Genomic DNA, 12,734 nt, shown 5'->3' on the forward strand with positions numbered 1-12,734 from the left:
GCAATCTCATATTTTGGGATAGTTTGGTGTTTCTTTAAGGGAAGACATGGCAAACAAAGATTATTACGAAATTTTAGGAGTGTCCAAGGATGCCAGCGCTGACGAAATAAAGTCAAGTTATCGCAAAAAAGCCAAACAGTATCATCCCGATATAAACAAAAACCCCGAGGCGGTGCAGAAGTTTAAGGATATTAATGAGGCCTATGAGGTGCTGGGAGATGAGACAAAACGCAGCAACTATGATCAGTTTGGCCGAGCAGAAGGTAATCCTAATGACTTTTTTGGCGGAGGCGGCGGAGGCTTTGGCGGGGCGAATTTTGGAAACGGTACCTTCAGCGGCTTTGAAGATATCTTTAATATATTTTCTTCGTTTGGCAGAAGCGGGCGTGAGCAAGTTATTCCGGGTGAGGATATTGTTTCGCATATTACACTTTCGTTTAGCGAGGCGGTTTTTGGCTGCGAAAAAATTATAAAGATAAACCGCACCGGCATGTGTGAAAGTTGCCACGGAGTTGGAGCCAAAAACGGTACTGCATATGACACCTGCGGTGAGTGTAACGGCACAGGTAAGGTGAGGTATATGCAGGATACGTTATTTGGCAGGGCCGTCAATATCGGACCTTGCAAAAGGTGTAACGGCAAAGGCAGGATTATAAAAGAAAAATGCGGCAGTTGCGGAGGCACAGGATATATTAACAGAACTGAGGAGATAAAAATAAAAGTGCCTGCGGGCATTGATGACAATCAGGTTATAACTATGCGCGGCAAAGGTAACGCCTCACGAACAGGAGGGCCCAGCGGTGACCTGCTGATTGAAGTAACAGTACATCCGCATGAGGTTTTGCAGCGCAATAAATTTGATTTATTTATGGATTTGCCTATTCCGTTTACCGTGGCATATCTCGGGGGCAAAGTAAGTGTGCCTACAACAAAGGGAAGCTACGAGCTTGCAATTCCGCCGCTTACACAGCCAAACACAGTGTTTAAGCTTAAAGGAAAGGGTGTAAAATATCTCAATCGTGAAGCCTATGGCGATATTCTTGTCACTATAAGGGTAGAGATGCCCAAGCAAGCCGGCAAACAAGAAAAAGAACTTATGGAAAAACTTCAGAGTATGGGCAGTGACAACAACTATCAAAAAACCAGAGTTTATAAAGATAAATTAAGTAAAATTAAAAATTAAGAGGCAGCGGCCTCTTTTTTGTTGTATAAATTTTTCCCTGCGGTTATTAATTGTTATTTAGAGCCGACTTAGGTCAGCGTGAAATCTGCCCTCAAAGCTTTAAAATTGGGTATTGACATGGGGGGGGGGGTGCTGTGTTATAATTCTAGCAGAAGTAAATTGTTAAATATAGATTTACTGCATATGGGGGTAAAAAGAAAATGATATCACAAGAAGAACTAAAAAGATTAGAAGAAGGACTTGATAATTTGAGGTATAGAGCAAATATTGCCGGTGCTGATTTAAGTATGTTAAATATGTATGAAAATTACATAAAAGAAGTATTTCAAAGTAAAATGGACCAAAGGCTTGCGGAAGAGGTTTTGGCTGCATGTCAAAAAGAGCGCGAACGTGTTTTATTGCAAATTGAAGAAGTAAAAGAAGCAAAAGCACCGCAAGAAAAAGCAATAGAAGAAAGCGTAACAAAAGCTAAAGATAAAGTTAATAAAATAAATAACTTTACTCCCCAAAAATCGGCAATAGCAGGGGCTTTTATTGGAGCGCTTGGCAGCATTGGCAGTTTTGCAAATTTAATGGTAAGAGACGCCAGAATAAGCAAAAATACCACTAGTGAATATATTGAGACATGGCATGATGTACTCAGTGAATATTTTGATGAGCGCACTGCGGCAAATAACTTGGTATATAGCGGACAGGATACATATGAAGACAAAATGGAGGTTGCATATCATTTCGCCGAGTGGGGCAATCCTGAATATATAAATATAGATGACCGTTTGTTTAAGGAAGAATGGCTTATACGCGGAGATACTCCATATACCAACCTGGCATATGAAGTAATTATGGCGGATACACGTGTTGCCGAGAACATGGACGGGTATGTGAATGGCGTAGTGAATGCATCTCATGAATTCAGTGCCGACAATTGGGAGTTGTTTGCGCTGCCCATCGGAACAGTTGCGGCAATTTCTGCGCTTGGCATGAAGTATTGTTTGGGTAAGCGTCAGGCTAAAAAGATTGGTAAATATATCTCTAACCAAGAAGATAAGCTGAAACAACTAATAGACGATCCGGAGCTTTATGATGCAAAAATGCGTACCGACAAAGATGTTGTTATCGCTGAACAACACTTAAAGCAAAGCCAAATTCATGTTGCAGATGCTTTTCAATATTACAATACATACGGAAAATCAATTTTAAATGATATAGAAAACAGTGTTAATCCTCAAAATAAAAATATGAGACATAGACATTTAGCTAAAGAGAATGCAGAAAATAGGGGAGCAGGGCATAACGATTTGATTGATAGATATGCGGATGCTGCTCAAAGATACTACAAAAACGCTATAGAAATTCCAGGAGCGGTAGCTGAAATTGGGGCAAGAACTTTTGGCAGTTAAGCTTATTGAATCAACAAAATCCGCTATGGCGAATTTTTGTTTATTATTTGGTGGATGTATATTTTTGCAGGGCTTATTTTGGATATAATTGTCGTAGTCTTTTAAATTTGATATAAATAGTGACAAATACAAGTTTTTCGACGTTTTTTCTGCCATTTTAGAGTTTGAGATTTAATGACTTTCTTTGTATAATAACTACCATCAAAAGGAGAGAGTTATGGAAACGAAGAATAGTTTTGTTGAAAAGAAACAAAGCCAAATGACCCATAGAGACATGGGCCTAATTAAGCAGATTGCAAAGGAAGCAAAAGCCAGACTAAAGAATAATAATTATGAAGAATGTAAGTGTCCGTTGGGCCCAAAATCCCAAAGTTTGTCATTTATGGTAAATCAAACAATGCCAAAACATAAGGCTGTTGTCAACTGTTATGACGAGGTTTTGTATAAGCGTGTGTGTGAAATTTTGGACAGCAATTGTTCGATTAATCCCGTGGGTGAGTTGATTGACCGCAGGATTTTTAACGGGCTTGACAGTGAGAGCAAACAAAAGTATATTAATAATCTGAATAATAAATTCAGAGAGCTCAAGGCCCGCTATTTTAAAGAGCATATTTACGAAATAAGCGCCTTCTGATTTAAAAAGTAATATGCTGTCCGTATACACCGACTATAATTTTTTTTTCGTGCTGAAATAAAATTATCGGTTTAAAAAAACACTCTGTTGAGTGCTTTTTTAACTAACTTAAATGTCATAATCGTCTATTGCGTCAAATGTCGTGTCGTTGTTAGTTGGGTTTGATTGTATGTTGTTTATGCTGGCTTTGTCGGATGACGGTTTTTCAGCAGTAATTGTGCTGCCTATTGTTTCGTTGACAACTATTGCGCCGTCATTGATAGTATAGGGAATTGTTTCGTCATTGCTTATATCGGTCTGCGCGGTTAATGTCGGTTTTGTAATTGGCTCAGACGCAATTTGTTCCGGTATCTGTTCGACTGTTTGCTCACCGGCAACTGTTCCGATTTGTTTTTTCCCCTTCTGTTTCTTTTGATCTTTTTCTTGTTCTTTGGGCTGCAGATATTTGTAATATATCTCATTTGTAATTCGTTTTACAAATTCAGCCACTTGCTTGTCGTCAAAACCTTGTTCAAGCAGTTGATTTACAAAAATGGGTTCTCCGATAATCATGGTATTTACTTTTTTGCTATAACATATCGGATATACGGGCAAATCCTTTTGTGTTTTGGAAAAATACAACTTGCTAAGCGAAGCAAAACCTGCGTTATACTTGATTAGGGGGGTGTGATATCCCGTTGATGAATCTTCGGGAAAAATCAATATGCTTTTTCCTTCATTAAGCTTGTTTATGCTTATTTCCATTGTGCGTTTAAGTCTGATATCCGAATAGGTTGGAATAACTTCGGTCGCTCTGTATAGCATTTTTGATATCGGCGAAAACACAGTGGCAATCAGCCATGACCTAAACTTGCTGTAGTGAAGAGATTTTCTGTAGAATTTATGATACAAATAGTTCCACCTGTTTCTGATGCCTTCACACATTTCATGTGTGCCCCAAAAGCAAAAAAAGCGGTCGAGAAACATTTCAAAAGTAAATGGACCTGCCGCTCCGCTGTGATTGCTGACCATAATATATGGGTGTATCATGGGTTCTTTATATAATTCTATTATTTTAGGTCTGCGCTTAAAAGGTCTTATAAGCATTTTCAAGCACTTGAATTTCTTTGACCTTTGCCAGCCCTGTGTTGGGTGGTATTTTGCCATAAATTTATATTAGCATATTATAACAAATTTTTCAACCGTTTTGGCTGGTATACAAAATATATTACTACGCACTCTATATTTATGTGGGAATATTGGGTGAGTGCCGATGAAAGTAAATATGAAAATCTTAGAAGTGTGCAGAAAAATATTGCCGCTGAAATTAAAAAAGCAGGCGGCAAAATTGCGCTTGTTTCGGGCGGAGGAATTGCCAGATTATGGCTGAGAACCCCTGATACACACAAAAAAGAAATAAAGAAAAAAATTACAGGGCTCATTGCTGATATGATTTTGCAGGTCTATAAGTCGGAGTATCTGACAAGCAACTTTAAGTTTAGAACGACTAATGATATTAATATGCAGGCGTTTGTCAAGGCGCTTGTGGTTTTTGATTGGGATATTGACAAGCAGATAATTGTGAGAATGCTTATGGATATGGACAGTGTGGTTTTAGACGCTTTTGTCAGCTTCAGGCTGGGAGTGCTCAAAACCAAATGGAATGACTTGGTGAGCCTAGCTAATGATAATATAGCCTATCTTATGAGCACTGACACCTTTATTGAACTGCTGAAGTATCTGATAAGCAATCTTGATTTCAGAACAAACGAAGTAAATGTTTTTTGTTTTAACCGCACTTATATTCTTAAAGACAGCAAAGGGGCACCAATAAAAGAAGGGCACGGTGACATAAAGGACTGCAATGATGCTTTTTTGATAACCTCGCTGATTGCGTTAAGTCCTCAAAAAATAAGGTTGCACATAGACAATTTTGACGGAAATGTTATAAATTTGCTGTTTAATTTATTCAATGACAGGATTGTAATCTGTTGACGCGCCAATGCCGGCGCAGGCGGTAGGGAATTTTTCTGTTTACAATTAGTTTATAAGTTTAAAATACAAAAGTTTTTGTAGTATATAATCTGTTGACAATCTTAAGTTTTCGTGATATATTACTTATAATTTAATATCGCAGAATGAAAAAAGACAAGTAGGCGGCAACAAAGTTTTTTAGAGAGTGTTTCCATAGGCTGAAAGAAACATAAACCAAATTGCAAACCCGAAACCACTTTTGACTGTGAAAACCGTTTAATGAAGGGGTAAATTTTTACCCGAATTAAGGTGGAACCACGAACACAATTCGTCCTTAAACTTAAGGCGGATTTTTTTATTTAAGGGAGTAAAAGAAATGGAAAAAGAAGAAAAGCAAGACATTATGCGTCACAGCATGAGCCACGTTTTGGCAAAGGCGGTAGGTTTGCTATTTAAGGATGTCAAATATTCAATTGGGCCTGCTATCTCTGACGGGTTTTATTATGACTTTGATATTTCCGTCAGCATCACGCCCGAGGACTTTGACAAAATTGACCAAAAGATGCGTGAAATCATAAACGCAAATCAGGATTTTGTCCGCAAAGAAATTTCAAGAGCAGAAGCAATAAAGCTGTTCAACGACCAGCCCTATAAGCTTGAGCTTATCAAAGAGCTGCCCGAGGATGAAGTCATCACCATTTATTATCTTGGCGATGATTGGTTTGACCTATGCCGCGGACCTCACATTGAAAACACAAAAATGTTGAGGGGTTTTGCATTTAAGCTAAACAGAGTGAGCGGAGCATACTTTAAGGGTGACGAAAAAAACAAGATGCTTCAGCGCGTTTATGTATACGGCTTTGACGACAAACAAAAACTGAAAGGCCATCTTTTTATGATTGAAGAAGCAAAAAAGAGGGATCATAGAAAAATAGGGCCCGAACTTGACTTGTTTATGTTGCATGAAACCGCTCCCGGTATGCCGTATTGGCTACCTAACGGACTTAAAGTATTTAATATTCTTGTTGATTTTTGGCGGCAGGAACACAAAAAGAGGGGATATGAGGAGTTTTCGGCGCCTCAATTGAATTCAAGCGAGCTTTGGAAAACTTCGGGGCACTGGGAACATTACAAAGAAGATATGTTTATTGTTAAAGAGCTTGACGGCACTGAATATGCATTAAAGCCAATGAGTTGTCCGAGTGCAATTAATATCTACCAAAGAAAGTTGCGCAGTTATAAGGAATTGCCCTTAAGATTTAGTGATATTGATGTGCTTCATCGCAACGAAAAGTCAGGGCAGCTGAATGGCTTATTCCGTGTAAGGATGTTCAGGCAGGATGACTCTCATAATTTTATTGCAGAAAATCAAATCAAAAGCGAAATAAAGGACATTTTGGAAATTACTGAACGCTTTTATAGTATTTTTGGTTTGGAGTATACACTTACTCTTTCAACAAGACCTGAAAGTTTTCTGGGAGAAATTGAAGTTTGGAACAAGGCAGAAGATGAACTTAAACATGTGCTCGATGAAGTTTGCGGTAAGGGTAAATATAATATAAACGAGGGTGATGGTGCTTTTTATGGACCCAAAATTGACATTCATATGAAAGACTGTTTGGGGCGTCGGTGGCAGATGGGAACAATTCAGTTGGACTTCCAGTTGCCGCTTAGGTTTGATTTAACTTATACCGATAATGAAAGTAATAAAAAAGTTCCTATTATTGTTCATAGGGTTGTTTATGGCTCTCTTGAACGATTTATCGGAATATTGATTGAACACTTTGCGGGAGAATTTCCATTCTGGCTTTCTCCCGTTCAGGTTGGTATAGTTCCCGTTATGGAAAATCACAATAAGTACGCTAAAAAGGTTTGTGACGAGCTTGAAAAGAGCGGCATAAGATGTGAGATTAATACAAAAGACACAGGTATGGGCAAAAAGGTAAACGAGTTTCGTACGCAGAAGATGCCGTATACGTTGATATTGGGAGATAAAGAGGCGGCGGAAAAATCTGTCAGCATCAAAATCAGAGGCGGCAAGCAGATAAACGACATAAAACTGAAGGACTTCATCAAAGCCTGCAAACAAATGAATGACAAAAAATCACTGCAGCTTTGCGAACAATTTTAGTTAGTCTGTCGTTTGCAAGTTGTTTTTCGAATCACTCTGTGCGAAGCAATCTCAATGTTAAAATACGGAAGATTGCCATGTTGCTTAGACTAACAAAGTAATCTCTAATTTGGAATATACAAATAGTATCATCCTAAAAAACAGTTGACAAGCATATTAATATATGATATATTGATGTCATCAAAGAAGAAATATCCGTTTCTCACCCTGCGGGATTCCCAGCAGTGGTTAACAAATTGAATATAGACGTATTTTTACGTTTGTGTTTTTTGCGGATGTTTCTTTAAGAAACTTCCGCATTTTTTTGCGGTCAAACAAAAATGGAGGTATAAAACCATAAAAGACCAGTTAATCAATGAGGATATCAGGTTTCCGCAGGTTCGTCTTGTGGGCGAAAACGGAGAACAGCTGGGGATTGTATCAAGTAACGAGGCCAATCGTATTGCCGAGGAGCGAAGCTTGGATTTGGTGCTAATTTCACCTAATGCCGAGCCGCCTGTGTGCAAGGTTATGGATTACGGCAAATTCAAGTTTGAGCAGAACAAAAGGATTAGGGAGCAGCGCAAGGCTCAAAAGGTTGTTGAAGTAAAGGAAGTTCAGCTTTCGATGACCATTGAGATGCACGACATGCAGACCAAGGCCCGCCATGCAAACAAGTTTTTGCAGGAGGGTGACAAGGTTAAGGTTACCATCCGCATGCGAGGACGTCAGCAAGCAAGACCGGAGATGGGTATCGGTGTTATGCGGCAGTTTTTTGAGCTCATCAATGCAAACGGCACCATTGACAAAGAACCTGAAATTTTGGGCAGAACCATCACTATGATAGTTGTCCCGAGCATCAAGAAATAAGCTTAATTGCTTTGTGACATGTGTCGAGAACTAACCAAAAATTGCCGGCGGTGTTATCACCGCAAAAACAGCCCGCGGGGGCATACCCGTAAATAAATTAAGGAGAAAATAAAATGCCAAAACAAAAAACTAATCATTCAGTAAAAAAGCGTTTTAAAGCCACCGCTTCGGGGAAAATTAAACGCAGCCAGCAGGGCAGACGCCACATCTTGGGCAAAAAGTCGACTTCAGTTAAGAGAGACTTGCGTAAAGGCGAATATGTAGACAAGACGCAGGAAAAAACCATTAGGACCTTAATCGGCGCATAAGGAGAGAGATATGAGAATAAAAAGAGCAGTTAATAAAAACAAAAATAAAACAAAGGTTCTGAAAGCCGCCAAGGGTTTTTGGGGAGCCAGAAGCAAACAATACAGATATGCCATCGAAGCTGTTATGAAGGCTCAGAAATACGCCTATATCGGAAGAAAACTTCGCAAAAGAGACATGCGTACTTTGTGGATAACCAGAATTTCGGCAGAAGCGAAAAACAATGGACTTTCATACAATCAGTTTATACATGGTCTTAAGGTAGCCGAGATTAATCTTAACCGCAAAATTTTGGCTGAAATGGCCGTAAATAACAAGTCAGAATTTGCGTCTCTTGCAGCAACAGCAAAAAAGCAGCTTGTAAAGGCGTAACAACTTATGTTGGTAATTACCTCAACGAGTAATCAAATAATAAAAGATACAGCCGCTCATAAGAGCGGCAAGTCTTGTTTTGCGCTACTTGAAGGTGAAAACCTTGTTAATGAAGCCATAAAACGTAAAATTAATATTGACAAGCTTTTTGTTTTAAAGGACTGTGCTGATGAGTATGGTGTTATTTTGGAGCGAGTACAGAGAGACAAAATCTCCGTTTATTTTGTCAGCGAAAATGTTTTTAAGGCTCTCAGTGACACCAAAACTCCGCAGGGCATTTTGGCGCTTGTTGAGCTTCCGCAAAAGCCCATAAGTGGCCCTAAAGGCAACTTTTTGGTGCTTGACAATATTCAAGACCCGGGCAACATGGGGGCAATCCTCAGAAGTGCTTTAGGTGCAGGTTTTTTTGATGTGTATTTATTAAACTGTGTCAGTCTTACAAATCCTAAGGTAGTTAGGGCCAGCATGGGCACTGTGCTTGCGCTGGATTTATATCAAACGGCAGCAGAACAGCTTAGGAATATGCTCAACCAAACCAAACTGCCGCTTTTTGTAAGCGATATGAAAGGTAAGGATATATTTAGCTTTAGGCCGCCGCCACAGTTTGGGCTCGTTGTGGGCAATGAAGGCAGCGGCGTATCAGATGAGATAAAAAAGCTTTGCCATGAGGCTTTGACAATCCCTATGAGGGGGGGACTTGAATCTCTCAATGCTGCTGTTGCGGCAGGGATTATTATGTTTACGCTTAATTCAAAAAAATAAAAAATAGCCGGCGGGGCACCCCCGCAAGGAGGACAAAATGTCAGGACACAGCAAGTGGGCCACAATTAAGCGGGCCAAAGGAAAAACAGATGCCGAGCGCGGCAAAGTGTTTACAAAACTTGGCAAAGAAATCGCCGTAGCAGTAAAAATGGGCGGTGCCGATCCAAACGCCAACCCAAGGCTGAGGGACGCAGTAACGAAAGCAAAACAGAATAATATGCCAAACGACAACATAACCCGAAGCATCAAAAAGGCCAGCGGGGAGCTCAGCACCATTAATTATGAAGATATGACCTATGAGGGCTATGGAATTGGTGGCAGTGCTGTGATTGTTGAGTGTTTGACCGATAATAAAAATCGTACTGTAGGAGACATTAGGCACTATTTTGACAAATACGGCGGCAGTCTGGGCTCCACCGGCTGTGTGTCATATATGTTCAATAAAAAAGGCGTTCTTACTCTTGAAAAAACCGATAAAACCGATGAGGATACTGTCACTATGCTGGCGCTTGAAGCAAACGCTGAGGATGTGGTGGATGACGATGAGGCCTATCAGATTATAACAGAGCCTTCTAAATTTGGTGAAATAAAAGAAATACTCGAAAGTAAAGGACTTGTATTTGTTGATGCCGCTGTTCAATATGTTCCGCAGAACTATGTGGACTTAAACCCTGAGCAGCTGACGACTTTTGTCAGGATGCTGGATATGCTTGAGGACCTTGATGACGTTCAGGAAGTGTGGCACAACGTGAATCTGCCTCTGACGGAGGAAGAATAGCCTGATTTTTGAGGGTTTAAAAACGTTTCTGGAAATATTATAAAAATCAATAAATTCCTGCAAAATATTTGTGATTTTGGTCAAAGTTTGTTATAATGCTATATATGATAGTTTTAGGGATAGACCCGGGTTTGGCGACAGTGGGCTATGGGGTTGTTGACAAACGGCCCGACGGCAGTATTATGGCCGTAGATTATGGGGTTATTGAGACTCCGCCAAACGAAACCATTGCCACACGACTTGCTATGATTTATGAAGGAGTAAAGCAGCTTATGCTTCACTTTAAGCCCGAAGAAATCGCACTTGAACAAATTTTTTATTTCAAAAACCAAAAGACAATAATCCCTGTAGCCGAAGCCCGTGGAGTTGCGATATTGGCACTTGTGCAGACTACCGGCAAGCTGTTTGAATACACTCCACTTCAGGTCAAGTCTGTAATGACAGGAAACGGCAGGGCGGACAAAAAACAGGTGCAGAATATGGTTAAACTTTTGCTTAATCTTGACAACATTCCAAAGCCTGATGATGCGGCAGATGCATTGGCGGTGGCAATTACACACTGCAAAACAAACAATATCAGCAAAAATCAAATATAAGTCAGAAAAGGAGAGAAGAGATGTATTCATTCATAAGAGGAGTTGTGGCAGATAAAAGTGAAAACAGCTTTGTGTTGGATAACGGAGGTATAGGCTATGAAATTCATGCCTCAAAAGCAGGTATAGACCGCGTAGATGTAGGGGATGAAATTACTGTTCATATCCACGAGCAGGTGACCGAATCAGGGATAAATCTGGTTGGGTTTATTGATATGAAAGAAAAAGAACTCTTTAATAAGCTGATTGGCATAAACGGTGTGGGCGTTAAGGCCATACTTACTATGTTTTCAAATGTTGATATTGACACAATAAACAGTATTATTGCAAAGGGTGACGCAAAGGAACTCAGCAAAATTAAGGGTGTGGGCCCCAAGACTGCCGAACGTATTGTTTTGGAGCTTAAGGGCAAGGTTACAGCTTCTGCTACTCCTGAACAAAAAACAGCTGTCAAAAAAGACAACATTATCGGCGGCGACGGCCGAGAGATTGGCACGGACGTAATTGATGAAGTTGTGTCACTTCTAGAAGGCTTAGGAGTTGCCAAGGGTGAGGCACTCAGGCTTGCTAAACAGCAATATGAATTTGGGCTGACCGCCACTGATGTATTAGTCAGATGTCTAAGACACGTATAAAGGAAACTTATGGAAGCACCTAACAAGTTTTTTGCAAGCACAAAAGACGGACATGAAACAAGGCATACCGCCACTACAAACACAAAAACAGCGACGGACAAGGAAATAGAAAATAAGCTCAGGCCTCAGTTTCTTGTTGATTATGTGGGGCAGACCAAAATAAAGAGCAATATAGAAATATATATAACCGCTGCTAAAAAGCGGGGCGAGCCTCTTGATCATGTGTTGCTTTATGGGCCGGCGGGGCTTGGAAAAACAACTCTTTCAAATATAATAGCAAACGAAATGGGGTCCAAGATAAAAATAACGGCGGGCCCTGTTTTAAGCCGTGCTGCCGACCTTGCGGGTATACTGACTAATCTCAGTGCCGGCGATGTTTTGTTTATAGATGAAATTCATAGGCTCCCAGCCACTGTCGAAGAGGTTCTGTATGGCGCTATGGAGGACTTCACTATAGACTTTGTGGCAGGCAAGGGGGCAGGAGCAAACAACATAAGGCTTCCGCTGAAGCCTTTTACATTGATTGGTGCCACAACCAAAGCGGGCAGCGTGTCATCACCACTAAGAGACAGATTTGGAGTGCTGTCAAGGCTGGAGCTTTATAGCATAGAAGAGCTTTCGCAAATAATCACCAGAAGTGCTAAAATTCTGGGAGCTGAAATAACCAAAGAGGCTGTTTTTGAAACTGCAAAATGCAGCAGGGGCACGCCAAGAATAGCCAACAGACTTCTTAAAAGGGTACGTGATTATGCCGAAGTTGAAAATGCAAAAGCAATAGACTTACAAATTGCCGTGAAGGCAATGAAGCAAATGGATATAGACGTATTAGGTCTTGACCCTATGGATAGGCGTATTTTGGGCTGTATGATAGAGCATTTTGGCGGCGGTCCTGTGGGGCTTGAAAATATTGCAAGCGTTGTGGGCGAAGATAGCGGCACCATAGAAGAGGTCTATGAGCCTTATTTGATTAGGCTCGGTTTTATTACAAGGACGCCTAAAGGTCGGGTTGCGCTTAGCGGAGCTTATAAGCATTTGGGCATAAAGCTTGACAAAACCAAGCAAGAACTGTTAAATGAATATGAAACAAAATAAAAAAAGCATTGTAGGTTTGCATAATACTATGCAACTTTTTGTCGAA

The 12,734-nt window shown here is 40.2% G+C and carries 14 protein-coding genes and 1 other annotated feature; of the genes, 13 read left to right on the forward strand and 1 reads right to left on the reverse strand.

Annotation, left to right across the window (positions count from 1 at the left end):
* Nucleotides 1–46: 46 nt before the first annotated feature.
* The 3 genes from dnaJ (at nucleotide 47) to LBN07_02620 (ending at nucleotide 3,217) form a co-directional block, all read left to right on the forward strand.
* Nucleotides 47–1,183: a molecular chaperone DnaJ gene (gene dnaJ, locus LBN07_02610; GenBank protein MDR0850358.1), complete on the forward strand. Its 1,137-nt coding sequence runs from the start codon at nucleotides 47–49 to the stop codon at nucleotides 1,181–1,183.
* Nucleotides 1,184–1,383: 200 nt separating this feature from the next.
* Complete coding sequence (locus LBN07_02615) at nucleotides 1,384–2,583, forward strand: hypothetical protein (GenBank protein MDR0850359.1); 1,200 nt, start codon at nucleotides 1,384–1,386, stop codon at nucleotides 2,581–2,583.
* 217 nt (nucleotides 2,584–2,800) lie between these two features.
* A complete protein-coding gene (locus LBN07_02620; GenBank protein MDR0850360.1) occupies nucleotides 2,801–3,217 on the forward strand; it encodes a hypothetical protein in 417 nt (138 codons plus the stop codon).
* A gap of 108 nt (nucleotides 3,218–3,325) precedes the next feature.
* On the opposite strand, the gene LBN07_02625 is transcribed toward LBN07_02620, so the two are convergent.
* A complete protein-coding gene (locus LBN07_02625) occupies nucleotides 3,326–4,363 on the reverse strand; it encodes a 1-acyl-sn-glycerol-3-phosphate acyltransferase (GenBank protein MDR0850361.1) in 1,038 nt (345 codons plus the stop codon).
* An 81-nt stretch (nucleotides 4,364–4,444) separates the two neighbouring features.
* Between LBN07_02625 and LBN07_02630 the strand changes: the two genes are divergently transcribed.
* From LBN07_02630 to ruvB, 10 genes are all read left to right on the forward strand, one after another.
* Nucleotides 4,445–5,191 (forward strand): putative sporulation protein YtxC, encoded by a 747-nt coding sequence (locus LBN07_02630; protein MDR0850362.1) that lies wholly within the window; start codon nucleotides 4,445–4,447, stop codon nucleotides 5,189–5,191.
* A 355-nt stretch (nucleotides 5,192–5,546) separates the two neighbouring features.
* On the forward strand, nucleotides 5,547–7,301 hold the full coding sequence (gene thrS / locus LBN07_02635) for a threonine--tRNA ligase (protein ID MDR0850363.1): 1,755 nt from the start codon (nucleotides 5,547–5,549) through the stop codon (nucleotides 7,299–7,301).
* 177 nt (nucleotides 7,302–7,478) lie between these two features.
* Nucleotides 7,479–7,613 (forward strand) — a sequence feature (ribosomal protein L20 leader region).
* Between the two features lie 39 nt (nucleotides 7,614–7,652).
* Nucleotides 7,653–8,150, forward strand: a complete 498-nt coding sequence (gene infC / locus LBN07_02640; protein ID MDR0850364.1) for a translation initiation factor IF-3 — start codon at nucleotides 7,653–7,655, stop codon at nucleotides 8,148–8,150.
* Nucleotides 8,151–8,263: 113 nt separating this feature from the next.
* Entirely contained in the window at nucleotides 8,264–8,458 is a 195-nt protein-coding gene (gene rpmI / locus LBN07_02645) for a 50S ribosomal protein L35 (protein MDR0850365.1), read from the forward strand.
* 10 nt (nucleotides 8,459–8,468) lie between these two features.
* Nucleotides 8,469–8,828: a 50S ribosomal protein L20 gene (rplT, locus tag LBN07_02650; protein ID MDR0850366.1), complete on the forward strand. Its 360-nt coding sequence runs from the start codon at nucleotides 8,469–8,471 to the stop codon at nucleotides 8,826–8,828.
* Nucleotides 8,829–8,834: 6 nt separating this feature from the next.
* Nucleotides 8,835–9,590 (forward strand): RNA methyltransferase, encoded by a 756-nt coding sequence (locus tag LBN07_02655; protein ID MDR0850367.1) that lies wholly within the window; start codon nucleotides 8,835–8,837, stop codon nucleotides 9,588–9,590.
* Nucleotides 9,591–9,627: 37 nt separating this feature from the next.
* Nucleotides 9,628–10,368 (forward strand): YebC/PmpR family DNA-binding transcriptional regulator, encoded by a 741-nt coding sequence (locus LBN07_02660; protein ID MDR0850368.1) that lies wholly within the window; start codon nucleotides 9,628–9,630, stop codon nucleotides 10,366–10,368.
* 104 nt (nucleotides 10,369–10,472) lie between these two features.
* Nucleotides 10,473–10,964 (forward strand): crossover junction endodeoxyribonuclease RuvC, encoded by a 492-nt coding sequence (ruvC, locus tag LBN07_02665; GenBank protein ID MDR0850369.1) that lies wholly within the window; start codon nucleotides 10,473–10,475, stop codon nucleotides 10,962–10,964.
* A 20-nt stretch (nucleotides 10,965–10,984) separates the two neighbouring features.
* A complete protein-coding gene (locus tag LBN07_02670; protein ID MDR0850370.1) occupies nucleotides 10,985–11,596 on the forward strand; it encodes a Holliday junction branch migration protein RuvA in 612 nt (203 codons plus the stop codon).
* Between the two features lie 9 nt (nucleotides 11,597–11,605).
* A complete protein-coding gene (ruvB, locus tag LBN07_02675; GenBank protein MDR0850371.1) occupies nucleotides 11,606–12,688 on the forward strand; it encodes a Holliday junction branch migration DNA helicase RuvB in 1,083 nt (360 codons plus the stop codon).
* The last annotated feature ends 46 nt before the right edge of the window (nucleotides 12,689–12,734 follow it).

This window comes from Christensenellaceae bacterium (assembly GCA_031260975.1).
In the GTDB taxonomy this organism is placed as follows: Bacteria; Bacillota; Clostridia; order Christensenellales; family UBA1242; genus JAISKJ01.